This is a genomic window from Myxococcus sp. CA056, assembly GCF_013336715.1.
Lineage (GTDB): Bacteria > Myxococcota > Myxococcia > Myxococcales > Myxococcaceae > Myxococcus > Myxococcus llanfairpwllgwyngyllgogerychwyrndrobwllllantysiliogogogochensis.
Genome location: NZ_JABUMT010000004.1, coordinates 850,550 through 876,542 on the forward strand (window position 1 = coordinate 850,550; position 25,993 = coordinate 876,542).

General features: G+C 69.3%; 21 protein-coding genes. 3 read left to right on the forward strand and 18 right to left on the reverse strand.

Annotated features, from left to right (window positions below; genetic code table 11):
• Window positions 1-6 precede the first annotated feature (6 nt).
• Window positions 7-1,380, reverse strand: a complete 1,374-nt coding sequence (locus tag HUA76_RS21865) for an OmpA family protein (RefSeq protein WP_141642926.1) — start codon at window positions 1,378-1,380, stop codon at window positions 7-9.
• A 301-nt stretch (window positions 1,381-1,681) separates the two neighbouring features.
• Here HUA76_RS21865 and HUA76_RS21870 point away from each other — a divergent pair, with 301 nt between their 5' ends.
• Window positions 1,682-3,613, forward strand: a complete 1,932-nt coding sequence (locus tag HUA76_RS21870) for a hypothetical protein (protein WP_174461944.1) — start codon at window positions 1,682-1,684, stop codon at window positions 3,611-3,613.
• Window positions 3,614-3,704: 91 nt separating this feature from the next.
• Window positions 3,705-5,084 carry a hypothetical protein gene (locus HUA76_RS21875; protein ID WP_174461945.1) on the forward strand — a complete coding sequence of 460 codons (1,380 nt, stop codon included), beginning with the start codon at window positions 3,705-3,707 and terminating at the stop codon, window positions 5,082-5,084.
• A gap of 137 nt (window positions 5,085-5,221) precedes the next feature.
• Here HUA76_RS21875 and HUA76_RS21880 read toward each other — a convergent pair whose 3' ends face one another.
• The 17 genes from HUA76_RS21880 to HUA76_RS21960 form a co-directional block, all read right to left on the reverse strand.
• Entirely contained in the window at window positions 5,222-6,460 is a 1,239-nt protein-coding gene (locus HUA76_RS21880; protein ID WP_174461946.1) for a hypothetical protein, read from the reverse strand.
• A 68-nt stretch (window positions 6,461-6,528) separates the two neighbouring features.
• Window positions 6,529-7,059 carry a hypothetical protein gene (locus tag HUA76_RS21885; RefSeq protein ID WP_141642930.1) on the reverse strand — a complete coding sequence of 177 codons (531 nt, stop codon included), beginning with the start codon at window positions 7,057-7,059 and terminating at the stop codon, window positions 6,529-6,531.
• Window positions 7,056-10,940, reverse strand: a complete 3,885-nt coding sequence (locus HUA76_RS21890; RefSeq protein WP_174461947.1) for a type VI secretion IcmF C-terminal domain-containing protein — start codon at window positions 10,938-10,940, stop codon at window positions 7,056-7,058. Before HUA76_RS21890 ends, HUA76_RS21885 begins: the two co-directional genes overlap by 4 nt.
• Window positions 10,941-10,943: 3 nt before the next feature.
• Window positions 10,944-11,255, reverse strand: a complete 312-nt coding sequence (locus HUA76_RS21895; protein ID WP_246137192.1) for a hypothetical protein — start codon at window positions 11,253-11,255, stop codon at window positions 10,944-10,946.
• 10 nt (window positions 11,256-11,265) lie between these two features.
• Complete coding sequence (locus tag HUA76_RS21900) at window positions 11,266-11,904, reverse strand: DotU family type IV/VI secretion system protein (protein WP_174461948.1); 639 nt, start codon at window positions 11,902-11,904, stop codon at window positions 11,266-11,268.
• Window position 11,905: 1 nt separating this feature from the next.
• Complete coding sequence (locus tag HUA76_RS21905) at window positions 11,906-13,552, reverse strand: type VI secretion system baseplate subunit TssF (protein ID WP_141642933.1); 1,647 nt, start codon at window positions 13,550-13,552, stop codon at window positions 11,906-11,908.
• A gap of 13 nt (window positions 13,553-13,565) precedes the next feature.
• Window positions 13,566-14,168 carry a hypothetical protein gene (locus HUA76_RS21910; protein WP_174461949.1) on the reverse strand — a complete coding sequence of 201 codons (603 nt, stop codon included), beginning with the start codon at window positions 14,166-14,168 and terminating at the stop codon, window positions 13,566-13,568.
• Window positions 14,169-14,194: 26 nt separating this feature from the next.
• Window positions 14,195-15,844: a hypothetical protein gene (locus HUA76_RS21915; RefSeq protein WP_174461950.1), complete on the reverse strand. Its 1,650-nt coding sequence runs from the start codon at window positions 15,842-15,844 to the stop codon at window positions 14,195-14,197.
• Window positions 15,841-16,239: a GPW/gp25 family protein gene (locus tag HUA76_RS21920; protein WP_174461951.1), complete on the reverse strand. Its 399-nt coding sequence runs from the start codon at window positions 16,237-16,239 to the stop codon at window positions 15,841-15,843. Before HUA76_RS21920 ends, HUA76_RS21915 begins: the two co-directional genes overlap by 4 nt.
• A gap of 1 nt (window position 16,240) precedes the next feature.
• Entirely contained in the window at window positions 16,241-17,491 is a 1,251-nt protein-coding gene (tssK, locus tag HUA76_RS21925; RefSeq protein WP_141642937.1) for a type VI secretion system baseplate subunit TssK, read from the reverse strand.
• A 22-nt stretch (window positions 17,492-17,513) separates the two neighbouring features.
• Window positions 17,514-18,092 carry a hypothetical protein gene (locus HUA76_RS21930; protein WP_141642938.1) on the reverse strand — a complete coding sequence of 193 codons (579 nt, stop codon included), beginning with the start codon at window positions 18,090-18,092 and terminating at the stop codon, window positions 17,514-17,516.
• Window positions 18,093-18,137: 45 nt separating this feature from the next.
• On the reverse strand, window positions 18,138-19,628 hold the full coding sequence (gene tssC, locus HUA76_RS21935) for a type VI secretion system contractile sheath large subunit (RefSeq protein WP_141642939.1): 1,491 nt from the start codon (window positions 19,626-19,628) through the stop codon (window positions 18,138-18,140).
• Between the two features lie 42 nt (window positions 19,629-19,670).
• Entirely contained in the window at window positions 19,671-20,288 is a 618-nt protein-coding gene (tssB, locus tag HUA76_RS21940; RefSeq protein WP_141642940.1) for a type VI secretion system contractile sheath small subunit, read from the reverse strand.
• A 66-nt stretch (window positions 20,289-20,354) separates the two neighbouring features.
• Window positions 20,355-21,257 (reverse strand): type VI secretion system baseplate subunit TssG, encoded by a 903-nt coding sequence (locus HUA76_RS21945; RefSeq protein WP_141642941.1) that lies wholly within the window; start codon window positions 21,255-21,257, stop codon window positions 20,355-20,357.
• A 4-nt stretch (window positions 21,258-21,261) separates the two neighbouring features.
• Window positions 21,262-22,296, reverse strand: a complete 1,035-nt coding sequence (locus tag HUA76_RS21950; RefSeq protein WP_174461952.1) for a type VI secretion system protein IglI family protein — start codon at window positions 22,294-22,296, stop codon at window positions 21,262-21,264.
• Window positions 22,289-22,675 (reverse strand): DUF4280 domain-containing protein, encoded by a 387-nt coding sequence (locus HUA76_RS21955; RefSeq protein ID WP_141646313.1) that lies wholly within the window; start codon window positions 22,673-22,675, stop codon window positions 22,289-22,291. Before HUA76_RS21955 ends, HUA76_RS21950 begins: the two co-directional genes overlap by 8 nt.
• Before the next feature lie 182 nt (window positions 22,676-22,857).
• Complete coding sequence (locus HUA76_RS21960) at window positions 22,858-24,576, reverse strand: AMP-binding protein (protein ID WP_174461953.1); 1,719 nt, start codon at window positions 24,574-24,576, stop codon at window positions 22,858-22,860.
• 249 nt (window positions 24,577-24,825) lie between these two features.
• On the opposite strand from HUA76_RS21960, the gene HUA76_RS21965 reads away from it, so the two are divergent.
• A complete protein-coding gene (locus HUA76_RS21965; RefSeq protein ID WP_254614362.1) occupies window positions 24,826-25,992 on the forward strand; it encodes a Re/Si-specific NAD(P)(+) transhydrogenase subunit alpha in 1,167 nt (388 codons plus the stop codon).
• Window position 25,993: the final 1 nt, after the last annotated feature.

Genomic DNA, 25,993 nt, shown 5'->3' on the forward strand with positions numbered 1-25,993 from the left:
ATGATTTCATGGCGAGGCTTCCTGAGTGGTCGGCAGCATGAGGAGGAGCTCAACCCGGCGGTTTCGCTCCCGGCCCTCGGGGGTGCTGTTGCTTTGAGCGGGATGCTCCGGGCCGTAGCTCCGGAGCCGCAGCTTGTTGGGGGACACCCCGTGTTCCACGAGGTAGCGCCACACGGCCTCGGCGCGGCTTCGGCCCAGGCGTGGATTGAACGTCTCCGCGGTCGAGTCATCCGTATGACCGTCGACCGTCATCATCTTCACCGCGGGATTCGTGAGCAGCATCTCCACGGCGCGGTCCAGGTCCGCGGACTCGGCGGGCAGCTCCGTGCTGCCACTGCGGAAGTACACCTTGCCCTCGAGCACGAAGCGGTCCCTCGACACGTTCGCGATGGGCGACATCTCCCCGGGGTTCGGAATCATTGAACCCTGGCTGCTCTGGAACTCGCTCGCGCGCCTCGTCGGGATGGGCAGGGGCACGGACTCGTGGACGATGCTCGTGTCCGAGTCCGGTCGCGAGTCCTCCCCCAGCATGTACGAGAAGGACACGCCCGCGAGCAGCCGGAAGAGAGGGACGCCCGGCTCCGCGCCGAAGCCCAGGCCGCCGAGCGCGAACAGCTCCACGCCGTCCCGGGGCGCATAGCGCCCGCCTCCCAACAGCTCCACCGCGCCGCGTGCCTGCTTCCAGGAGAGGCCCGCGTTGAGCGCCAGCTCCGCCCGCAACGGCGAGCCCACCGTCATCAACCCCGCGCCAATCCGAAGCTCACTCCCCAGCTCACGTGACTCCAGCGTGGGGACCTGGATGACCGCGGTGGGGCGCACCAGCATGCCCAGCTCGAAGGACGGAGCGAAGCGGGTGCCCAGCCTTCCTCCCACCATCACCTTCGCGAGGAGGCTCGTCTCCGCTTCGCGCGCCAGCGCTCCCTGCGTTCCCATGGGGAGGAAGACCCCCACCTCCGCGGCCAGGTCCACGGAGTCGTCCTCCTCCGTGCGCAAGAGCCCCACGCGGGCACCCACTCGCGGCGCGCCGACGCCATGGCGCGTGGGGGCGATGACCCCTTGCGACGTCAGGTCATCTCCCTCTCGCTGGGTCAGCACGGGCAGCCGGACGTCCAACTGGAGCCGGGAACTCAGGCCCCAGCCCATGACGAACACCGCCGTCGAGCGACTGCGCAACAGGGGCATGTTCTCCCCCTTGGCGTTCAAGGTCAGCGGCTCGTGTTGATAGTGACCGAGCACCATCACCCGCAGCTCGCCGTCGCGCAGCACGGTGCCGCCGCCCGTCGCCAGCGGGCCGGGGCCTGGATTCACCTCCAGGCGCTCCAGGGCGAATGCTGGAAGGGACGCTGGCTCCTGGGCGCGAGCCACCTGCGCCAGCAGCAAGGCCGCCAGAGTCCATCTTCGCTGCCACCTGGCGCGCCAACCGCTCATCCGCATCCCATGGCACGTGACAGACAAGGGGTTCATGCGGGAGACAGCCCGCGGACACGTGCCGGGTTGAGGCCGAGAGCAAGGCACGTACCAAGGCCGCTGCGTCGCAAGCACCCCAGGCGAGGCCTCGTCATGCGTGCCGGTGGAACGCGGTTGCGTCCTCGCGGACCGCAAGCGAGGCGCAGGGCGGCGGGTTTCGGGGCCAGGGGCCCGGCTTCGGGCTGGCACGGAACGGGCAAGTGCTCGCGGACGCATGGCCTTCCAGGAACGACTCGCGCTGTCCCTCACGCTGACCCAGGGCGGGCAGACCTTCGTCATTCCCGGCGGACAGGTGGAGGCCTTCTCCGTCCAGCTCCTGCCGCACGGCTTCACCGCCTCGGTGCGCTTCTGGACCGGACTGGAGAAGGATGACGCGGCGCTCTTCACCGCGTTCTCCACCCAGGACCTCCTGGACGTGAAGCTCTCCATCATCAAGGGGGGCTACCCTGTTCCGAAGACGCCGCCGGAGCCGCTCACCCTTCATGGGCTGGCGCGTGCCCGGGGGATGGAAGCTCGGACGCACGGCCCGGTGGAGGGCGCGCCGGTGCGCTTCCGGCGCTACACGGTGGAGTTCGAGGACGCCGCCCGGGTGCTCTGGCGCCAGCATCGTCCCACCGAGCTGCGCACGGACACCACGCTGGCGGCCCTGCTGACGGAGCACACGGCGGGGGCCTTCGCGCTGGACTGTGACTGGGACGTGCTCGACGAGAAGCGGCCCCTCATCTGTCTCGCGCTGGGAGAGGACGCGCCGGGCGTGGGCTTCCATGACTTCGTCGCGTGGCTTGCGGCGAGCCGGGGCGGCGTGTGGACCTATGACAGCGTGAAGGACCGCTACGCGCTCCTGGGCCGCAAGGCGCCCGTGGGCACGGCCGCGCCCCTGTCACGCGAGAAGGTGGAGCGGGTGGAGGTGGTGATGCCGGCCGTGCCCCGGCACGCGGCTCGGGTCCTCAATGTCTCCGCGCTCAAGCCCTCCACGCTGGATGTCCCGGCGACCGTGGGCGTCGTGGGGCTGCATCAGGACCATCTGGTGCGCACTCCCATCGTTTCCCAGGTGGAGCAGCGGCAGACGCTGGAGGTCTCCCGCCTGCGCGTTCCCCAACGACGGATGCGACTCACGTTCCGCCACTACCCCACCGTCGCGGTGAATCCCGGCGCGGGGATTCGGCTGGAGGGCGTGCTGTGGGGCAGCGCGGCGGTGGGGATGGGGGAGGACCTGCGTTCCGTGGAGCTGAAGCTGGAGGCTCGGACGCTCAACGAAGGGCCTCACGCGGGGCTTCAGATGCAGGACGCGGGTTTCACGGTGGAGATGTCGCTTCTGGTGGAGCGCACGACGGACACCACGGTGACGCTGCCGGTGCATCGGACGCCGCGCTATCCCATCCACGTCGAGGGCAAGGTGCTCAGCCCTGGAGGCGGGGAGAAGGACCGCATCTATCTGCTGTCGGAGGACAAGAAGACCTCGGTGCTCACGTGGCGGGTGACGGTACCGCTGTGGAACAAGGCGGTGAGCGTGCCGGCCGAGCCGGGCTTCTTCCCCGGACACTTCTACTTCCCGCCGTATAAGAACGCGCGCGTGCTGGTCGCGCTGCACTTCGACCGGGCGGAATTGCATCGTCACCTCGACTGGGCTGACGCCGCGCGGCTTCCCCAGGCAGGGCAGGGGGACGGAATCCTGCTGGGGAAGAACGACACCAGTCAGACGTCCATCGTCCACGACTACCAGGACATGAAGCCCGTGTGGCACCTGCGCCGGGTCTCCGGTCCGGACACCGAGACGGTGCGCATGGCCGAGGGCGTGATGATGTTCCGCACGAAGGAGGAGCCCGGCGCCGCCGCAGCCGAGTCCACCTACGATGTCTCGCCGCAAGTCGAGACGGCGCGCGCGGACCTCACGGCGGGCGTGAGCGGGGCCATGGGCGAGACGACCGCCGCGTACAAGACGGCGGCCGGTGCCTCTCAAGCGAAGCTGGACGGCGCCACGGCGGAGACGCAGGCGAAGCTGGAGGGCGCTCAGGCGGCGGTGAACGCGAAGGTGGCCGAGACGCGGGCCGCGCTCAACGGTGCCCTGTCGGGACTCAACGGGAGCACCGCTCCGCTGGATGGCGCCGCGGCCGAGGCACGCGTGGCGCTGGAGCGACTCAAGTGACGCGCGAGGGCCTGTCGCCCGGGCACGGCCCATGGGCGCGAGTGACGTGGGGCCTTCATGCGTGGGCCCGGAGCCGAAGGGAGGTCGAACCGTGAAGGCATTGCTGGGGACGCTGACGGAGCTTCGAGGCGACCTGGAGTCGTGCGGGGCGGGCTGCACGGCGCGCGTGGGCTCCTCGCGCACGGCCGTCGAGTCCGTGGGAAGTGGCATCGATGCCCTCATCACGTCGATTCGCCCCGAGCTGGAGCCCGTGCTCGCGGCGCTCCTGGGGCGCATCGACGCGCTCGACGCGAAGCTGGCGTCGCGAAAGGACGACGCGGACGCGGCCAGGCTGCGCGCGGAGTTGTCCCCCCTGCGCACCCAGGTGGATGGCGCTTCCGTATCGATGGCGTCGTCGTTGGCCGCGCTGGAGGGGAGCGTGGGCTCGCCACTGCGTTCGAGCCGCGAGGGCGCGGCGACGTCGCTGGGCACGCTCGAGTCGACGATGTCCGGGCAGGTCGAGTCCCTGCTCTCGCAGGTGGAGACGGTGGAGAAGGCCGTCGTGCCCGCGCAGGCCCAGGTGGAAGGCATCATCACCCAGGCGAGCGAGGCGCTGGATGCCCTGGTGAAAGGCGCGGTCGCCGCCGTCGCCGCCATCCGCGAGCCGCTGCAACAGGCGGTCAACACCGCGCTCGCGACGCTGGAGTCCGTCCTCACGCAATTGGCCACGGTGAAGGAGCAGGTGCTGTCGCTCTTCACTCCGCTGCCCGCGGTGCTGGAGCAACTCCAGACGCTGTATCAGACGCTCGTCGGCTCGCTGGAGGCGCTGCTCACGCGCGTGAGTACGCTGTTGGATGCGATTCCGGCGGCGAACCTCCCCAAGCCGCTCGTGACTCCGGCGGTGCAGTCCATCCAGCAGGTGGTGACGCAAATCACCACGCAGCTCGGCACGTTCTCCTCGCAGATGGCGACGCAGATGCAGTCGCTCCAGGAGCAGGTGCTCACCCAGGTGGACACGGTGCGGACCCAGGCGCTCCAACAGGTGGACACGCTCCAGCAGCAGCTCGTGCAGCAGGTCGACTCGCTGAAGCAGGCCGTTCTCTCACAGGTGCAGCCCGCGAGCGCGCAGATGGATGCCGCGGTGTCCGCCGCCGTCACGCAGGTGGGGACCGCGAGGGACCAGGCCGTCGCGCAAGTCTCGGCCATCCAGGACCAGATGGCTGCTCAGGTGGAGGCGGTGAAGTCCCAGGTGAAGGCGCGGCTCCCTGCGCTGGAGCAACAGGTCGACGCCGGGGCCCAGGCCGCCCAGGCTCAGATGGAGGCCGCGGGCGCTTCCGCCGAGGAGCAGGTCACCACGGCGCGCACGGGTTTGAAGTCCCAGGTGGATGGCGTGGCGGGCACCGTCGGTGCGTCGCTCGACTCACTGGAGGCGCGGATGGCGCTGCCGCCACCTCCCGTGACACCAGGGCCCGGAGGCCCGCTCCGGGCGTGAGTCGCTGTCAATCCGTCGGGTGATTCCGAGACAAGGGGTTGTCGCGGACATGCGACAACTCGCACGAATCCAGGCTCGTAGTCGTTCGAGAGACACTTCTCGACGGAGCCTGGTCGGATGTTCCAGGACCCTGGGCGTTACAACTCCCCGAACAGGTTGGCCAGGAAGTTACCGACGGGCACGCGCGGGGGCATCACCCGGGTGTCGTAGATCTTCACCTCGCCCGCGGAGGCGAAGTAGTCGGTGGCGACCAACGCGCCGCCGACGCGCACGGGGTTGGGGACTGGGATGATGTTGAACGTGCCCGGGGTCTCCAGGGCGACCGTCGCCGCCCCGTTCCACTGCTTCAGTTCGATGGCGGGCGGCGCGCTCGCCTGGGTGCGCAGGCCGTCGACGTTGAAGACATACCCGGTGTTCACGACGCGGACGGCGGGGTCCTTGATGTCCATCCCGGCGGAGGGGATGACTTGAATCATCGGCTCGATGGTGTCGATTCCCTCCGGGCTGTTCTTCATGCGCCGCTGCAAGTGGTCCAGGCAGACCTCCACTCCGATGCAGACCTCGTTGATGTCCTCGTGGGCATCGCCGAGCCGGAAGATGCAGCCACCCTGCAAGGAGTTGGTGGACCACTCGTCGCGGTTCTGGCTTCGGGTAGGGGCCTGGGACAAGGCGTCGTGAGAGCCCAGGGTGGGCACCGTGGTGCGGTACTTGTTGACGGAGCCGAGCAGGCTCATTCCGCGCGTGTCAACGTGTCCGATGCGAGCCCAGGCGGCATCGAAGGTCGTCGTCGTCTCGTTGATGTAGTCGATGCCGGAGACGTATTCCTTGTAGACGAGCCGCTCGTGCTTTCCATCCGGGTTCAGGAAGCCCCCTTGTTGGATGAGCGCGATGTTGAAGACCTCGACGCCCGTCTTCCTGTTGGGCACCACGGGGTCCATCACATCCATGTACCCGATGATGGTCCCGAGGACGAACAGCCAGTTCCTGAACCGGTCCGGCCGCGCATTGAACGACCACTTGCGGAAGTCCTTGAGCACGTCGGCGATGAGCTCCAACGGGTAGCCGCCGCGGACGCCCCGGAAGAAGAACTCCGGCATCACGAACACCTTGAGCGTGGTGGCGTCCATGTCCGTGTGCGGACTGTTGGCCGCCGCCAGGATGGCGTTCTTCACGTAGGAGCACCGGTTCGTCAGGTCGGTGCGGTCGTTCGCGTGGCCCTTGTACGCCTGGGTCCCCTTGCCGGCCACGACACGGTGTGGAGGGCCAGGGAAGAGCTTGTGCGTCCCGTTCCAGATACGCCCAGGGGCGCCCGGGTTCTTCGCGTTGTAGCCAAGCTGGTGGTGATAGCCGATGAACTGAACGTCGTCGTAGCTCATGGGGTCTGCTCGAAGTGAGGGGCTTCGGTGGGGCTGCGCCCCGCACGACGGCACGGGACGCCTTTGGACTACTTCCCGGCGGAGGGGGCCTCGATTTTCGGGCCCTCCACCTTGGGCGGCTCGACCTTGGGCGGTTCCACTTTCGGGGGTTCGACCTTGGACCCCTCGCCCTTGGGGGCGCGCTTCTTCTTCGGAGCGTCCGTGCGGATGCGGCTCTCTTCCAGCTCGATATCCACGCGCCCCGGAATGGGCGTGTCCAGCAGCACCTGCCAGGCCCCGTCCGGCGTGGTGAAGAGGAAGGAGATGGCCAGCGGCGACTCCTCCGGAATCTTCACCTTCGTCTGCGTCTTCTCGCCGGGATAGACGACGAGCGTCTGCACCACCGAGTCATCCGGGTGGACCACGCGCTCGGCCACGTCGGCGTAGAACTCCGTCATGTATCGCTGCGAATCCACCGCGCGCACCAGCATGTGCATCGGCCGTCCCTGGTTCGTCCCGGGCGGCGACTTCACGTTGATGGTTAGGTGCGTCGGCGCGCAGGCCACCGTGCCCAGCGCGAGCGCCAGCATCACCAGCCACGGCCCCTTCGTCGCGCTCATCGCGTCACCTCCTGGAACAGCGTCCACGGCCCACCGCGCATGCCGAAGCGCAAGCGGATCTCCGAGTGCTCCGAGCCATCCGGACCCGGCAGCGGCCAGATGGCGTTGTGCTCGGCGTCGAACGTGGCGGAATCCAGGATGCGGAAGCAGTTCCACGACGAGCGCGACAACTCGGTGGAGCGATACCGCTTGCCCTCGCGCCCCGGCACCCGCAGCTCGACACCCACCGACGCCGACCGCGGCTCCCACCACGCCAGCGCGAAGTCCTGCCACGCGGGCGTCTGGTTGAAGCCGAAGGCCGCCGCCGCGCCGCACTTCAGGAAGGACATGGTGACGAAGCCGTTCTCGCCCGACGGCGGCAGCGGCAGCGGACGCACCTGGAGCATCAGCGCCTGGGGCTTGCCCTCGTCATTCCAGAGCAGCTTCGCCAGCTTCGAAAGCCGCCCGAGCATCGCCAGCATTCGCGGGGGGACGGACAGCTGCTGACGCAGCGCCCGGCGCAGCATCCACTCCGTGCCGCGCTCCTCCACCACCGGCGACAGCATCTGGTTGACGAACTGCCAGAAGGCGCCGTCCTTGCGCTTGAGCACCTCCAGCTCCGTGGGGTCCAGCTCCTGGCTCGCCTCCACGGCGAACGGATAGCGCCGCAAGAGGGGCGTGAGCAGCGTCCGGAAGCGCCACTCCCACTGCTCCTCCAGCACGCGCTCCAGCTCGGCCCGGCCCAGCTCTCGCGTCATCAGGAAGGGCTCGCGGAACGGCCGGCGCAGCTCCCCGAGGATGCCCTGCTTGTCCAGCCACGCATCCACGCGGCGCAGGTAGGAGCCTTCATCGTCCAGCAGCATCGACAGGCCCACGCGGCCCAGCGGCGAGAGCAGGTCCGTGAGCTGCCGGCCGCCTTCCTCCGTCGACGCGGGCACTTCCTCGCCCGCGGCGCGCAGCGACGCGGGAACGACCACGCGCTCTCCCAGCACCGGCGCCGCGTTGAAGCCCGACACCTCCGTGTGCAACTGCGACACCAGCAAGAGATAGGCGGCGAGCTGCGCCGTCTGGCCGTCCTTGTCCGGCGTCATGAGCTGCACGATGGGCCGGAACGCGGACAGCTCCTGCCGGAGCGGCTCGTAGTACGGGCCCTCCATGGGGCCGATGCCCGCCCCCGTGGCGACCTCGCGCAGCATCGACACCAGCTCCGACGTCGGCTGCGTCACCGCCGACAGCTCCGAGGCCAGCGACGTCGTCAACGCGGTGAAGCGGTAGTCGCGGTACTTCACCAGGAGGTCCTGGCGGTAGCGCTGTCCGAAGTTGGAGACCTTCTTCAGCACATAGCCCTGGCGCTGCGCGGCCTCCGCGCGAGACAGCTTCGAGTCCGTCATGCGGATGGTGAACTCGTCCACCAGCGGCCGGATGTCCGTCTCGAAGGTCAGCCACTCCGAGCCATGGCGCGAGGGCAGGGTGTCCACCCGGCCCATGTCCATCGCGTCCTCCATGGACATGCCCATCCCCATCTCCGACGCGGAGGCCACCGCGCCCGCCGGCAGGCGCACCGTCTGCCTTTGGAACGGCCGCTGGCCCTGCTCCATCTGCCGCAGAAGCTTGTCCAGCAGCACGCGGGACAGCTCCTTCGGGCGGAACTCGAACGACTGCTGCAGCACCCGCACCTCCAGGCGCGCATCCCCGTTGGTGGGCACGAAGAGGCCCCCGGTGCGCGTCAGCAGCTCCGCGGTGGACATCTCCGCGGCCGCCTTCAGTCCCGCGTCGATCTCCTCCTCCATGCGCAGCACCGCGGCCAGCATCGGCTCGTGCTCGCGGTGCCAGTCAATCGAGTCGAGCGTGCTCTCCACGCCCTTGAGCGTCGCCTGGCTCTCCGGCGCGCCCGACGCGTCCAGCAGCGCGAGCATCTTGCGCGCGGACGTGTACGCGACGCTCTGGGCCAGGGTTATCTGGAGTCGCTTGCGCTCACTGGTCAGCACCCGCCACTGCTCCAGGTCCAGCTCGCTGGCGCCCATCACCAGCTGGAGCCGCTGGAGGTGGTCACGCCACGGGCCCAGGTAGCTTTCCTCCGTCAGCCACTCGTAGGGCCAGCGCATCCACGGCAACTGCCCCTGCGCCTGCATCCCCGCGCGCCACGCCTGGTCGCTGGAGATGATGTAGTCGCCCACCACCTCCTCGCGCAGCTTGGTGGCCTGCATCCAGTTGGATTCCTTCGCGGCGGCGTGCGTCCCGATGAAGCCCAGGGAGTCCGCGGCCCAGTTCCAGCGCTTGCGGTACTGCACGTCCAGTCCGGACAGGATGAAGCGGCCCATGTCGTCGCCGCGAGAGGCGCGCGTCACCGCCATGACGTGCAGCATCTGCTCCGGGCGGCACAGCGTCTCGCGCTCGCAGCGCTCGTCCGAGTGCGTCGGCGCCCAGCGCGAGCGGTTGCCCACCAGCTCCGCCGGCGCGCAGCCGGGGATGAGCGTGCCGCAGCGCTGGCACTGCTCCTGGCAGCTCTCCAACAGCGGCTTGAGGTACGAGAGCCGGACGGTGTTGGCGAGCTGATCTCTCAGCACCTCCTGCTCGTCGAGGAAGCTGTGGCTCAAGAGCGGGAAGTAGCGCGCCGCGGCCAGCAGCGTGTCCATGGACTGCATCGCGCCCTGACCCTTGTCCACCACGACTTCGCCCGACGCCGTCAGGTGCTGCTGCCCCAGCCGCTGCACCGTCGCCTCGAAGTCCTCCATGTGCCGCTGGGCTTCCTCCAGCTTCTTGTAGAAGTTCCCGTAGGCCCCGAGCACCGGCAGACAGCCCACCGCGAGCAGCAGCGCGCAGCGGCTCAGGTGCTTGCCGCGGTAGCGCGCGCGCAGCTCGATGTTTCGCTTCTCCGGGGCGATGGCGAACACGCCCGTGGAGCGCGCCTCCGGCATGGGCGACGACAGGTACACCCGCGACAGCTCCGGGCGATACGACAGCGTGCCGCCTTCCCACAGCCCGGTGACGAAGCGCGAGAGCGCCGCGAAGGACTCGCCACCGCGCGCGTAGAACTCCTCCAGCCGGCTGAAGGCCTCCACCGACAGCGACACGAGCCCGAGCGCGAAGTACTGCTCCATCGGCTGGAGGCCCGCGGCCAGCTTCGCCTCCTCACCCGGCGGCGGCACGTCCCAGTGCAGGGGAATGCCATGGCTGCGCAAGAGCTGGGCGAAGTCCGGGAAGCCCACCATCGCATCCATGTGCGTCAGGCACAGCCGCGTCTCCACGGCGCCCTTGCACACCTCGGAGAGCAGGTTGATCTTCCCGCGCACCAGCTGGATGACCCGGCGCACTTCGTCCGGCGGAGTCTCCGCCAGCCAGCGTGCGTCCAGCGCGATGGCGACCCGGCCCTTCTGCCGTCGGAAGCTCGCCTCCCACAGGCGCCGCAGCGCGCGGCGCGCCTCCTGGGTGTCATCCTCCAGCAAGGACGCGGAGACCTCCTGCACGATCTTGTCGGGCCCCAGGAAGATCTGCAGCAGCGGGTCCGAGGTGAAGCTGGGCATGAACTGCCGCTCCTGCCGCCGCCAGTCCACCTCCAGGTCGATGAGCGTCGTCTTGCCGGCGCCCGCGGGGCCGAACACCACCACCGTGGGGAAGTCCATCACCGCCACGCGGTAGCGCCACGGCAGCGCGCTCAGGAACTGCTTGCGGATGCGCACCAGCGCGTTCGCGTCCAGCTTCCTGCGCGGCTCCACCTGCGGCGCGGCGCGGCGCCGCTTGCGCCACCACCACACCAGCCCCACGACGAGGGCCACGGCGAGCAGCACCGCCAGACCTATCAACACCCAGGTCAGATAGGGCTTCGCTGCTTCCACCGTCGCAGGACTCGCGTTCGCCGCAGCGCTCGCGGCCGCGGCGATAGGGGTCTTCTCGCCCGCCATGACTCAATCCCTCTTCCCGCCCGCTTTCGCGCGGGCCGCGAGCTGGAGTCCTTCGAGGACGTCCTCCAGTCGCTCCAATGTCGCCTCCAGTTGCACGCCCCATGCCTCCCGCTCCTTCGGGGAGAGCCGGGCGCCGCCAGGGCCGGGTTCCAGGGCACGGGCCCCCTCACGAAGCACGTCCAGCAGGGGGCGGGTGCCCTCCGCGAGGCTTCCCAGGGACGAAGTGACGACCTGCTCCAGCCGCTCCACCAGCTCGGCCATGGCCTTCCGGGACGCGCTCGCGTCCATTCGTGACGCGGGGGGCGGCGGATTCATGGGGTGGCTCTCAGTTGGACAGGTGCCAGAGCAGCACGGGGACCGCGACGATGATGGACATCGTCACGGCGTAGTAGCGCCAGGGGAAGTCGTAGAGGGTGGGCGGGGGGCCCATGTCCTCGGTGGTGACCTCCGGCGCGACGGCGTGCGGCTGGGGGATGCGGGCCACCAGCTGCTCGCGGTAGTCGCGAAGCCGGGCGGGGTGGCCCACGTGCCGGCCCACGAAGCCCGCGGTGAGGCAGAAGTGCAGCATCTCGAAGAGCAAGGGCGGCGTGTCCTGCTTGCGCAGGCCCGCGTCGGCCAGGTCGAAGAAGAGGTCGCCGCCGGAGTCCACGCCGAAGGCCTTGAGCTGCAAGAGCGGCCAGTGCTGCGCGTCGTCATTCGCCAGCCGGCCGAGCACCTTCTCGTCCACGAGGAACGCGAAGGGCTGGAGCACCTGCTCCACGTCGTCGGAGCGCAGCCCTTCGCCCAGGTGGATGCGCAGCTGCTCCAGCTCGAAGACCAGGCCGCGCGACATGGCCTCCATGGCGCCCGGGGAGAGCCGCTCGCGCAGGGCGGAGTCCAGGCTCGGTGAGCCCAGCTCCCGCTCGAGCAGCTCTTCCACGCGTCGATAGGCCAGGAGGATGGCTTTCCAGTGAGACATCTTCATGTCAGGAGGCTCCCGGAAGGACGAGGGGACCCGCGCCGGCGATGGTCGCTCGCAGCTCCACCGTCGCTTCGTTGTTCCACACGTCCAGCAATTCCCGTACCCGCGTCAGGAAGCACACCACGAGGGGTTCGAAACCTTCCTCGAAGGGCTCCAGCACCACCTCGTACACGTGGCGCAGGCCCGAGCCGCGCCGGGCGCTGTCCGGCACGCGCTGCACGCTCAGCTCCCGCAGGAGCGGAAGGACGCGGCGGAAGGGGCCCTCGCCGGGGGTGCCCAGGTGCTCCAGCACGGCGCGCAGCTCCTCCAGCCCCAGCGTGGGCTGCGCCTTCCAGGCCAGCAACTGGGTGAGGGCCGTCAGGTCATCGCGCAGGGGGCTCTCGCGGTCCGGCTGGAGCTGGCCCACCAGCCGCCAGTCCAGGCCCTCGATGTGGCGCCCCGGCACGCCCACGGTGAGCCGACCCAGGGCCTCCGAGGCGAAGCGCGGCTGGTGCCACAGCGCCTCCACCAGCAGCTTCCGGGGCGCGGAGAAGGCCTCCGGCATGCGCAGCACCAGGTGGGGGGAAGGGCCGTGCTGGGTGGGGACCTCCTCCACCTCGTAGCCGGGGCCCTTTCCGGGCAGGTGGGCGGGCCGCAGCGGGGACAGGCCCGCCTTCGTCATCTCGTACACGCCCGTCACCGAGTGCAGCGCCAGCTCGCGCCCCGCGCTCATGTTGCGGATGGGGTGTTCGGAGCGCGTGCCGTCCGTGGTGATGACCTGGGCGGGCTCCGCGCGCAGGTTCTCCACCGGGACGGCGAAGGGGACCAGGAAGTCCGGCCGCAGGGAGCGGCCCACGGTCCACTCCTGCGCCAGGTCGAAGCAGAGGCTGAAGCGCCGCCACTCGCCGCGCGTGGGCGGCACCGCGACGTGGAGGAACAGCTCCGTCTCCGGGAAGAGGAAGAACGAGCGCAGCCGCTGCAGGGGGTGCGCGAAGCTCGCCGAGTCATCCGGCGCGGGCGGCTCCCGGTCGAACGACACCTCGCACTTCGCGCCCGTGGAGTGCTCGTCCGCCAGCTCGCCGTACACCACGCTGACGTCGCGCAGGTGCTGGCGCAGCGAGTGGAACACGGCCAGCGACGGCAGGTACTCGTCCAGGTGGCGCACGTGCAGGCTCATCGTCTCCACCGCGTCCGCGCGCTCGTGGCGCGACTCGAAGTGGAGGATGAGCCGGTGGCCGCCGCGCACCAGGGGGCGCACCTGTGTCGACTCCAGGGTGACGGGCAGCACGCGCAAGTCACGCTGGAGCCGGAAGATGCCGGGCTCGCCCTCCGTGGGCGTCAGCCGCAGCTCCGTGCCGCGCGGCAGCAGCACCGGCTCGCCCATCTTCCCCGCGGGCATCGCCTGGACGACGGCGCGCGTGGGCAGCGGCTCCAGCAGGAAGTCGAAGAAGCCCGCGAACAGGCGCCGCCACGTGGAGCGCAGGTTGTGCAGCGTCGCCTGCCGCGTCTGCACGGAGAAGAACGCCATCGCCTCGATGAGGCGGCGCACGTCCGGGTCCTCGCGCTCCAGGGGGGCGGCGGGGTAGCGCTCGTGGAAGCGCTGACGGAAGCGCTCCAACGAGGCCATCTCCTCGAGGAAGTCCTGGTGCAGCTTGTCCTTGGTGCCGCTCATCGGGTGTGCTCCCTCAACCCAGCTTCACCAGCGCGCCGGACACGCTGGTGACTCCGGAGGCCTTGAGGTTGGCCATGCCCTGCGCTTCCAGGTCAAGCGCGGCCTGGCCCGACACCTTGACGTTCAGCCCGCTCATGGTGGCCTCCGTCGTCCCCGACAGCTTCAGCGTGAGGCCGTCCACCTTGGCCTCGCCGCCGGTGGCCTGCATCGACGCCGTCATGCCCTTCATCGCCAGCGCCTGGGTGGCCTCCACGTTGATTTTCGCCGAGGAGGAGAGGCTGGCGTCCTGCATGGCGCTCTGCGTGAGCTTCGCCTGCGAGGTGAAGGTCATGTCCTTGGTGCTCTCCACCGTCAGCGTGTCCTGACTCTTCCAGTCGGACGTCTTGGAGGAGAGGAGGGTGATGGTCTCCGCGTCCACCTTGAAGTCCTTGACGGTGACGACGATGCTGTCCGCCTTCTGCACCACGGTGCTGGTGTCCGTCTGGCCCGCCACCTTGAGGGTGATGCTGGTGCCGTCCATCGTCACCGTCTGGAGAATCTGCCCGTCGGCGTTGTCCACCGTGACGGTGATGCCCTTCTGCTTGTCCAGCTCGATGGTGCAGACCAGCGTTCCCATGGTTCCTTCACGCCTCCAAAGCGCGCCTACGCGGGCTCTTCCTTCACCCGGATGGTCAGCGTCCCCTCCTTGATTTCGATGCGGGCCGTGTCCTTGGCGTTGGTCCTTTGCAAGAGGAAGACCGGCTTGCCCTCCGCATAGGAGTGCCGCATGGAGGTGCCGTTTTCGGGCGTCTTGCCCACCAGCAGATGGGTGCCCTGGCCGTCCGCGGGCATGCGCGCCGTGTCACGCCAGTCCAGGAAGCGCTTGAGCCAGGCCTTCTGGAAGTCCAGCCCCACCAGCACCCGCTCCCCCTTGTAGGCCGGGAAGTAGAAGTGCCCGGGCAGGAGGTTCGGGTTGAACGGGAGGGTGACAATCTGGTTCTGCCAGAGGGGAATCTTCACCTTGTAGCCGTCCTGCGACGTGGCCGAGTCGGTGTAGGCCTGCCACGTCTCGTGCGGCTGCTCGCCCATCTCGCTGACGATGAGTCCCTCCACGTAGCGGGGCCAGGTGGGCGGGGTGTAGGCGGGCAGCTCCACCCAGGTCTCCGCCTGGGGCTCCAGCACGGTGTGCATGGCGAAGTCGAAGCCGGTGCTCTTGGCCAGGTGGTCCGCGTCCGGTGAGGACGCGAGCGCGTCCCCCCGCAACGCGATGGAGCGCACCCGGAACGTCTGCCCGGCGCCCAGCCCCGCCGCGGCCCAGGCCTGCGTCGTGGGCAGCTTCACCAGCATGCCTGGCGTCAGCGCGGTGGCGGGGAAGCGCCTCCACGTCAGGTCGACCTCCATGCCGCGAAGCTTGAGCCGCCCGGTCTCCAGCGTCACCCGCGCGTCCACCTCCGTGGCGATGGGGGTGCGCACGAGCACGTCCTGGCGGATGCCGGTGACGGCGCGCGCTTGGGTGATGGGCCGGGTGGCGGGGCCCTCGGCCACCGCGTTGAGTACATTCACGTCGTGGCGCACCACCTCGGGGAAGCGCAGCGCCACCTGGTCCATCTCCGGCCCCACCAGCTGCACGGGCGTGCCCGTCGCGGCCTTGGCCGTGGACAGCGCGTACTTGCCCGCCGCGTAGTCGTACGCCAGCACGCCGTTGCGCGTGTCCACGTACCAGAGGAGGAAGTCGTAGAAGCTGGCGCCTTCCTCCGGCGTGAGGCCCAGGAACAGCTGCGGGCAGGTGCTGTCCAGGCCCGCGCTCCAGTCGTAGTTGAAGGTGATGTGCGAGCCCTTGTGGGCGTCCAGCACGTCCTTCATCGACTTCTGCGTGTAGAGGATGCAGGGGAAGTGCTGGCTCCACAGCAGCTGGGCCGCGTCCTGGAACGTCACCCCGTAGCGGCGGTGCAGCAGGGGCGCGCCAGGGGCGGTCGTCGCGGGCATCTCCACCAGGGTGCGCTCGGAGACCAGGCCCTTGATCTTGAGGGACGTGAGCGCCGGCTGCTTCGCGGTGTCGGTGAACGTGCTCTTGAGCTCGAGCTGGACCTCCATCAAGTCCTGCTGGAGGAAGGCGGCCTTGAGCGCGTCCGTCTCCATGCCCCCCGCGGACGTGTTGTCCGCGAGGTCGAACTCCACGCGGCCCTCGAAGCCCCAGGGGCGCAGCTCCAGCGCGAAGGACTTCACGTCGCCCGCGGGAATGGCGTGCGCGGTGCCGCCCGCCGTCAGGGTGACGGACACCACCAACTTGTCGTCGAAGCCGCCGGTCGTCATGGCTCCTCCTCCACGCGCACGTGGGCACTGAGGGTGTCGAAGCGCAGGCGCAGCTTGTGGCGCTCGCCGCCCACGGTGCCCGTGAGGCCGAAGTGCAGCCACAGCCCCGCGTCGCGCCCGCGCAGCGTCAACTCCACGTCCGACAGGCGCGGCTCGTGGTGGGCAATCTCCTCGCGCAGCTCGCGGGTGAGCGTCTCCACCAGCTCGCGCGTGCCGTACTTCTCCGTGTACTCGCCCAGGCCGAAGTCGCGGCGGAAGAAGCCGTACCCCGCCTTGGTGTTCAGCACGGCCTCCAGGTTGCGCAGCACGTGCTCCAGCTCATTCGAGCCCTTGCGGCCGGTGCCCCGGCTGTCGCCACGGACCGCGAACTTGTCCAGGAAGGAAGCGCGGGCCATGTCAGGACCTGCGCCAGAAGAGGGACACCTGGGCGCCCTGGAGCGCCGGGGTGGCATAGAAGGCCAGGCCGTCCTCGCGCAGCGCGAACTGCCACTCCTCGCCCTGGGACAGCTTGTACCAATCAATCTCAGGGCCCAGCGCGTGCGGGAAGGACGGGTGCGGCACGTGTTCGAAGGCGATGCCCTTGAGGGCCATGCGGCGCACCGTGGCCAGGCGCGAGGGCCCCGCCAGCTTCACGCCGTCCACCGGCAGCGGCTCTCCGGCCAGCCGGCGCTGGACCAGGAGGTACAATTCGCCGCTCTCCCGGACCTCGGGCGGCAGCGGGGAGAAGATGAACTGGCCGTCGCGCGCCGTGAAGGCCCGGTGCGTGGCGCGGGTGGCCTCCGGCTGGAGCGCGCGCGTGAGCAGCTCCACCCAGCGGCTCAGCCCCTTGCCCGGGGCCTCGTGCTGGTAGGTGGGCAGCGACTTGTCGGGCATCAGCTCCAGGTAGCAGCACGCCTCGAAGTACAGGCGGCGCAGGGAATCGAAGAAGACATACGGGTGCGGGGAGACATGGCGGTGCATGTCCTCCAGCAGGGCTTGCAGCCGCTGCACCTCGCACAGCGCGCGGCGGGCATTGCTGAGCCGGTCCGTGCGCAGGTAGCTGTCGGAGAGCCGGGCGATGAGCTGCAGCCGCGACTGCTCCAGGAGCGCCTCCAGCCGCTCCAGCAGGGCCCCGAGGAACGGGTGGGGGCCCACGAGCAGCAGCGGAGGAACCAGGTCCTCCGCCAGCCGCCACACGCCCTCGGTATCCCTTCGGAAGACGGCCAGGGGGAGCGTGTCCTTCGCTCCGTCCAGGACCGGCTCCGCGGACAGGCGCAGCCGCCGCATCACCCGCTCGACCACTGGCGGGTCTTCGGCGTACAGCCGCACGCTCTGCGCGTTCGTCGTGTCCCCCATCACATGCAGGTAGATGGTGGCCTCCGCGCGGCCCGTGCCCTCCAACGAGAAGGGCGGCAGCACCGCGTTGCCGGGCACATCCACCACGAAGCCAGCCGGGGTGACCGCCGTCAACGTCGAGACGGACAGGCTTCCACCGGCCAGCAACGGCTCGCTCCAGGCCATCGCCGCCACGCCGTAACCCGGCGTGCCAGACAGCGAGGCGTGGAGGCGGACCTGTGCCTCCAGCGACTCTTCCTGGGCCTCGAAATGCTCCGGAAGCAGCGTCTGGCCGACGTGCCACCGGACCCGTGCGAGCTTGAAGGGGGGCATGTTGTTTTCGTGGCGGAGGGGCTTACGCCGTCTCCGTGACGCCCCACTTCTTGACGATGTTCTTCGAGGACGCCGCCGCGACGTTGATGGACTGCTCCAGCGTCTTGGGCTTCACGCCAATCTGGAACGTGAAGTTCTTGGGCGACTGCACCTCACGCGACTCGTTGTCCGCCACGTTGATGTTCAGCCGGTCGCCGTTCTTCTCCAGCAGGCCGTTGAGGTCCGCGTCCACGAAGTTGGACTTGAAGTACTTCTTCGCGAGCGGGTCGTACTCGTAGATGACGTACTTCATCACCACTTCAATGTTGGAGAACGTGCCCAGCAGCATCTCGGCGATCTTCTGCTTGTTCGCCGTGGAGATCTGCGCGGAGAGGTACAGCGCGTCGGTGACGCCCGTCTCCCACAGGTAGCTGTTCAGGACGCCGACACACTTGGTGGCCAGCGCCTTGTCCGGCTGCTCCGGGTCGGCGATCGTCTCCTGGTCCGCCACGAGGACGATGCCGCCCACGGTGATGGAGGTGATGAAGCCCACGGGGGTCTGCTTGTCCTTCTTGAAGTTGAAGCCCTGATAGACGTCCAAGTCACGTGCGAATTGAGGCATGACTCACTCCTGGATGGTTGGGGGTTGGGTGAAGAGAAGCGGGGCCTACCCGAGCCGGGACTCGAGCATCAGCTCCACGTTGAGGCCTTCGAACTGGATGTGCGGCAGGACGGCGACCTTGCAGTCGTACCAGCCGATTTCACCCGTGCGCTGCTCCACCACCACGCTGGTGGCCTTGAACGGGAAGCGGCGGACCGTGAGGTCATCGGGGCTTGCCACCGTCGTGACGTAGCCCGCCAGCCACGCGTCGAGCTGACGCTGGATATAGGGCGCATCGGCGGTGCTGCCGATGTTGTCGCGCATGATGCACTTCACGTAGTGCGCCAGGCGGGTGATGGAGAACGTGTACGCCAGGTTCGTGACGAGCTGCGAGTTCTCCGAGTCCTTCGGGTCCTTGAAGCGCTTGGCGACCTTGGCGGACTGGGTGCTGAAGAACGTCGCCTCGCTGGAGCCCTTCTTGTACACGAGCGGCATGAAGCCGCACCGCGCGAACTCGAACTCGCGGTAGTCCGGGATGGCGATCTCCACAGGGGCCTTGAGCTCCTCCTGGCCGCGCATGAAGAACGTGTCCACCGGAAGGCCGGTGAGCAGACCGCCGCCCTTGGGGCCGCGGATGGACTGGCACCAGCCGGAGTTCTCGAACGCCTTCACCATGTTGCGGGCGAAGAGGATGGACGAGTTGCCCCAGAGGTACTTGTTGGAGTCACCCTGCGAATCCTCCGTGAAGTGGAGGTCGTCGCACGGGTTCTTGTCCGGATGCCAGGGCAGGCGCAGCACGTAGCGGGGGAACGTCAGGCCTAGGTACGCGGCCTCCTCGCTGTTGCGCAGCTCGTTCCACTTGCCGTAGCGCGGGTGGGCGAGCGCGCCCTCCAGGTCCTTGATGGCCTCCATCTCCTCGACCTTGTCGCAGCCGAAGAACTTGGGGCTGACGGCGGCGATGAACGGGCAGTGCGCCGCGTTGGCCACCTTGCCCATCTGCGTCAGCCACTTGATGTCGCCCGGCGTGGAGGAGAACTCGTACAGGCCCACCAGGGCGCCGAAGGGCTGGCCGCCGTACTGGTCGTACTCCTGGATGTAGACCTTGTTGAACAACGAGCCGGCGAACACGTCCGCGGAGTTGTTCTCGAAGTCCTGACCCAGCTCGTCCTGCGCGGCGTCCAGCAGGTCGATGGCGATGTTCGCCTTGAAGTTGGTGTGGGAGACCAGGTCCTCCAGGCCCCGCCACGCCGACTCCATCTTCTGGAAGCGCTCGTGGTGGAGGATTTCGTTCATCTGGTCGTTGATCATCGCGTCGATGCGGTCGACGACGTCGAGCACCTGGCCCTTGTCGAAGCGCACCGCGTCGCCCGCATCCGTCGTCGCCGGGGACACGTTCTGGACGAGCGCGGCGAGCGAGGACATGAAGCGCGCCTCGATGGTGACTTCCTTCTCATCGAGGGCGGGGACGAACTTCTCGGAGATCATCGGCTTGGCGTCCACGGGACGCTCCAGCCGCACGCTCTTGAACAACCCAGGCAGATATGAGGTTTCAGCCATGACGGTTACCTTCGTGGAAATAGAGTGGACGTGAGCGGCGGCTTACGAGTTCACGGTGGCGGGGACGGTGGCCGGCGCGGTCGCGGGGGCCGTGGCGGCGGGCGTGGTGGCCCCAGCGCCGTTGGCGGCGGGCGTGGCGTTCGCGGGAATCGCCTTGGGCAGCTTCAGCGACTCGTAGTCCTTCAGCTCGGCGAGGACGGCCTTGAGCGCCTCCTTGTTGGAGAACAGCTCGTAGACCATGTTCCGCAGCGCCTTCTGGTTGTCGATGCTGGACTGCATCTCCAACAGCAGCTTCTTGAGCAGCCGCAGCGCCTTGAGCTTGGGGACGTGGTTGACGATTTCGTCCGGGTGGAAGGACTTCATCTTGGTGATGGGCAGCTCGACGTTCAGGTCGGCTTCCACGTCCGGGTTGATGCGGTTGGGCACCTGGAAGTTCACGGACATCTTCATGTCCGCCATCAGCTCGTTCAGGTTGCGCCCGTTGACCGAGCGCAGCTTGCGCGCATCGAGGTCCACCTTCCGGTCCTCGGAGGAGCCGAGCGAGAAGTCTCCCAGCATCAGCATGCGCAGCGGCAGGTCGACCGCCTCCTGCTCGCCATTGATGGTGGTCCGGTACGTGAGCGTGATGCGCGACTTGGGCAGTTGTTCCTGGATTGACATGGCTACGTTACTCCCCTCGGGTGGAAGGCCTTTCTGCGACCCGGCGGGACGCGCCGGGGTCCTGCGTCACTGCGGAGGCGGTGAGGTCGGCGTGGTGTCACCGGAGAACAGGACCACCTGCCGCGACTGCTCGGGTCCGCCGATGATGGGCTCGTAGCCCAGGTGACTGGAGTCCTCGACGCGGGCGTGTCCGTGCTGGTCCCTGATGACCAGCACCACGGTGAGGAACACCGGTGTGTCGATGAGGTGAGGCAACACGCGCGAGCGCAGCCGGCGTCGCGCTTCAATGGCCCATGCAGTGCCGGTGCCACAGAAGGCCTCGTTCATGTGCAGCCAGGCTTCGAGGCCGCCGGTGGGCACGGTGGCGAAGCCGCCCATGGAGGTGCCGTCGCCCAGCGCCGCGCCGCCCAGTTGGATGCCGCGCGTGTCGATGCGCTGGCGGCGGGTGGCGCGCCGCACGCGGACCTCCGCCTCCGGGTACGCGTGGGAGAACAGCCAGTGCAGCGTGGAGGGACAGGCGGGGCGCAAGAGGCGAAGGCGGTGCGCGGCGGAGCCCTCCCAGCCCGGCAAGAGCGAGCCGTCGCGCTCCGGGAAGAGGCCGGCGAAGCGCGCGCGCAGGAGCAGGTGGTCGAAGTAGCCCAGGAAGCTCTCCATCGCGTCGTGCTGCAGCGACTCCATCGCCTTGAGGAAGAAGGAGGGCAGGGGCGACTGGACGCTGAGCAGTCCCAGGTTGACGGTGATGATGGCGCGGCGCGGGTTGCGCGCGAACTCGATGGAGTGGACGAGCTGGGGGGCATGCACGGTGCCCCGGTGGCTGCGCAGCTCCAGGTCATCCGGGCCGTAGCCCTCCTTGAAGAGCAGCTCCACCAGCGCGGGGATGTCGAACTCGTGGGCGCGCTCGATGATGCGCGCTTCGATGGAGGGCTCCCCGGCGGCCGGGGTGGAGGAGGTGGGCGTGGCGTCAAGCATGGCGTCAGTCCTCCTCTCTGGAGGTCAGCGAGGGCTGGGCGAGGAAGGCTTCCAGGTCCACCCGGTAGAGCTGCTCCAGCGCGCGCATGGGCAGCGAGTCGGCCTCTTGCAGGAATGGCTCCAGGTCGCGCGCGTGGCCGCTCAGGCCGGAGTAGAAGCGGGTGAAGAGCGAGGGCAGGTACACGCGCGGGTCGAACCGCTCCACGGTGGCCAGCACGTCCGCGGCAATCACGCCCGCCTTCGTCATCTCTCCGCGGTCGACCAGCGTGTTGAACGCGTCCAGCTTGCGAAGCAGCAGCGCGAGCGGCGCGGAGATGGGCACGCCACCCACGGTGGGCGCGGCTGGCTCGGCGCGGGGCGCGGGCGCGGACTTCTCCGGGGGCGCGTTGTCGCGAGAGGGCGCGGTCTCCGGGAGCGGCTGGGGTGCGAGCGCGAGCGCGGGTGGCGGCGCGGGTGGGGGCAGGGCCTCCAGGTGACGCCTCAGCCAGTGGCTGAGGTTGCGCATGGGCTCCTCGCAGCCATTCTTGGGAAGGGCGGAGGGCATCGCGGCGAGGATGGGCTCGGAGAGCTTGAGGGCTTCTTCGATGGGCGCGCGGTTGTCGGCCTCGCACCAGCGCCGCCACGAGGCGTCCTGCTTCTTCTCGTTGTGCGCCAGGTGCTTGTTCACCGAGCGCAACAGCCAGCGCAGTCCGCTCTCCAGGAAGATGTCGCGCTTGGCCTCCGGGCCGAACGCGGCGCGGCTGGTGGTAAGCACCAGGAGGAGCGAGCGGAAGAGGCCCGGCATCGCGAGCAGGCCCTGCTCCTGGAAGGCACCGAAGAGGTAGGCGCCGACGAGCCGCGTGTCGCGCTGACCCTCGCGCAGCAGGGCCTCCGCGCTGCGGGCCGCGTTGGCGTAGTCGCCGCTGGCGACGGCCTCCGTGACGGCCTCCACGCGAGCGTCGGGCTCTTCGCCGGGTGCCAGGCGGGGAGGCTCGCCCTCCAGGGGCTGCTCCAGGAAGGTGCCGTCGAAGGGCGGCAGGCTTTGGGCCAGGTCAGCCATCGATGACCTTCACCTGTCCGGGGGAGACGACCTGGATGACGCCGCCGTACGAGCACATCAGCTTGGAGTTGCTCTCCAGCGCGGGCGCGTTGCCGAGCATCAGCTTGGGACAGCCGGGCACCCAGGGCGCCGCGGTGGCGGGGATGCAGGGCATGGGCGTGAGGACGCCGAGCGCGGCCGCCGTCGCCGCCGCCACGGTGGGGTTGGCCAGCGACTGGCACATCCCGAAGGGAGGGATGTTCACCAGGGGCTTGTTGTCGAGGACGTTCGCCGCGGGCGTCGGGCTGACCACCTTGTTGGTGGGCAGCACCACCAGCGACGAGGGGGCGAGGCCGAAACTGCACTGCAGCATCGCTCCCATGACGACCTGGGCTCCCATGCGAGCACCTCGTGGGCGTCGTGGGTTCCGGGATGGAACGTCAGACGCTGAGCCACGCCATTGCGTGGCGCGTGCCAGCGTTCAGATCCGGCCGTTTCCCTCTGGGGCCTCGAAGGGGGAGGGGGCGGGGTCGGCCAGGACGCGTCGCCAGGGAACGCGGGCGCGTCCGCCGCGTACGCGCGCTAGCGGGAGCGCTCGTCGTCGCCGGGGCCCCGGACGCTCTCGCGAGCGCGGCCCCTCAGCGCGGTGAGGGCCTGGAACACGGGGTCCGACGACTTCTGGTGGAGCGCGCCCGTGAGGTACTGGGAGCGGCACCACTCCGCGTTGACCTGTCCGTCCTTCGTCCTGTGCGGGAGAAGGGGGAACAGCTCGATGCGGTCCGGGAGGTGCTCGGCGCCCAGCCGCAGCTCCAGCCGGCGGCGAATCTCCAGGCGTCGGTTGCCCGCCTCCTGGGTGAAGCGCTCCGCGTCCTCGGTTCCAGTGAAGACGAGCAGGACGTGAGGTGTGTGCTGCGCGGTGCCTCCCGACGCGGCGATGCTGACGCAGGCCCCCTGGCAGAACGGCAGGTCGGCGAGCGCCTCCACGACTTCCGTTGAGGGGTAGATGCGGCCGTCGCGGCGGACGTCGCGCGTTCCGGCGTAGAGGAATTGCTCGCGCTGGCGGGTGAGGATGACGTGGCCGGGGGGATGGTCCTTGTCCGGCAGCGGCGTGAAGACGCCCACGTCGCCCGCGGCCTCCTGGCCACTCAGGTTGAGGTCCTTCAACGTCCAGGGGCGCCCGGGCGCGGGGGCGATGGCCGCGTTCAGCTCGCCGATGCGGCGGGGCGACGCGAGCACCACGCCACCCTCCGACGCGTCGATGAGCACCAGCGCGTGGGGCACCCTGGTCAGCTCCGACTGTCGTACCCACTCCCGCCAGGCCTCCCAGTCATGGAGGGCATCGACGGAGCGGAACCAGTGCCCCACGCCCTTGAGGGGCCCGGAGCGGGCGCGCGTCAGCGTGTCCCGAAGGGCCGGAGAGACGCCGAGCGCTCGCGGCGGGTGCTCGAGCAGCAGGCCGGGGGTGCGCTCCAGGTCCGCGGGCTCCAGATGGAGGAAGGTCGCGCCCCTCAGCAGCGAGGCGAAGAGCAGGGCGGGCTGGTGCTGGAGGAAGTGGAGGCCGGGCGCGGCGAGCACGTCGCCCGCGCCCAGGCCGAAGGTGAGCAGCCCGTCGCACAGCGCGCCGGTCCACGCGCGCTCGGCGCTGAGGGGCACGGGGGTGTCCGGCGGGTCGACTCGCGGCGAGAACAGCAGGGCCACCGTGTCGGCGGGGCGGTACGTGTGGGAGGCGAACGAGGGCGCCGCGTCCCCTCGGGAGCGCAGCAGGAGGTTCTCGAAGCCCTTGATGAGCGGCGCCTGGTGGGCCTCCGCGGAGATGTGCTGGGGCTCCAGGAGCGCGAGCCTCCGCGACAGGAACAGGGGCCCGGTGGGCGGCAGGACGCTGATGCACGCGCCCAGCTTCAGCGCGGCCATGAGCGAGACGAGCAGCTCCTGTCCCAGCGGATGGACGAGCGCGACCTTCACGCCCGGCTTGACGCCCTGGGCGGCCCACTCCGTGGCGCGGCGGGACGCACGCTCGCCCAGCTCCCGGTAGCCCAGGGCCTGCCAGCCTCGCGCGGAGTCCCAGGCGCGAAAGGCCGCGGCGCCGGAGTCCGCGTGGCGGACGACCAGGTCATGGAAGAAGTCGTGGTGCTGGCCCGGGCGGCTCTTCGGCGCGGGGCCACCCCGGCCCGCGTGGTGGGTGGCGAGCGCGGCGATGAAGCCCTCCGAGTCACTCCAGCTCTCCTTCAGCCAGGTGGGGAGCCCTCCATCGGAGGAGGCGGCTTCGGACTGGCGAAGGATTTCCCGGAGGTCGAAGGGCATGGTGGCTTTCTCCCGGCGAGTCTATCCGACGGGGGGACGGGTGCGTCGGCCCCCGACAGCAAGAGTCGGGCCGGTGTGGGCCTCGGATTCGGGTGGAACCGTCCGGGTGGGGGGATGTCGGGGCTCGGGGGAACCCCTTACGTTCGCGACAACGCCTTGCACGGTGAACACTCGTGACGCGGCCGTGCTTGACACGGATTGCAATGGCTTTCGTTGGCTGGGATTGAATTGGGCGGAGGGGATGGGCCTATGCTCGCCCGCATGATCATCGCCATCCCCCGTGAAACGGTGCCGGGTGAAAGGCGGATCGCGCTCGTGGCGGAGAGCGTGAAACGCCTCATCGGCAAGAAGCATGAAGTGGTGGTCGAAAGCGGTGCGGGCCTGGGCGCGGAGTGTTCCGACGACGAGCTGCGGGCCGCGGGTGCCCGGGTCGAGTCGAGCGTCGACGCCCTCTACGCCGCCGCCGACCTGCTGCTCAAGATTCAGCCGCCGGACGAGACGGAGCTGGGCCGGCTCAAGGCGGACTCGGTGCTGGTGAGCCTGGCGTACCCACTGGCGAATCCGGCGCTGGCGCGAGAGGTGGCGAAGCGTCGGGTGACGTTGCTGGCCGTGGACATGATTCCGCGCACGACGTTGGCGCAGATGATGGATGTGCTCAGCTCGCAGGCGACCATCGCGGGCTACCGCGCGGTGTTGCTGGCGGCGGAGGCGCTGCCCCGGCTGTTCCCCATGTTGATGACGGCGGCGGGCACCATTCCTCCCGCGAAGGTGCTGGTGCTGGGCGCGGGCGTGGCGGGACTGCAGGCCATCGCGACGGCGCGGCGGCTGGGCGCGGTGGTGGAGGCGTACGACGTCCGCAAGGTGGTGAAGGAGCAGGTGGAGAGCCTGGGGGCGCGCTTCGTCAACATCGACATCGCGGACGCGGCGGGATCCGGCGGGTACGCGAAGGAGCTGGGCGATGAGGCGAAGCGCAAGCAGGCGGAGGTGCTGGCGACGCACGTGGCGAAGTCGGACGTCGTCATCACCACGGCGCTGGTGCCGGGGCGGCGCGCGCCGGTGCTCCTGCCCGCGGAGATGGTGCGGCGGATGAAGAGTGGCTCGGTGGTGGTGGACATCGCGGCGGAGCAGGGTGGCAACTGCGAGCTGACGCGCGCGGGGGAGCGCTACCGCACCGAGACGGGCGTCACCGTCATCGGCGAGCGCAACCTGCCCAGCCAGATTTCGGTGCATGCCAGTGCGATGTACTCGCGCAACATGGAGAAGCTGCTCGCGCACGTCACCGACAAGGACGGCGTGCTCAAGCTGGATGTCGCGGATGAAATCGTGAAGGGAATGCTCATCACCCGGGGCGGGGACGTGGTCCACCCGGCCGTCGCGGACATGGCCATGGCGGACCAGGCCAGGAGAGAGGGCTGAC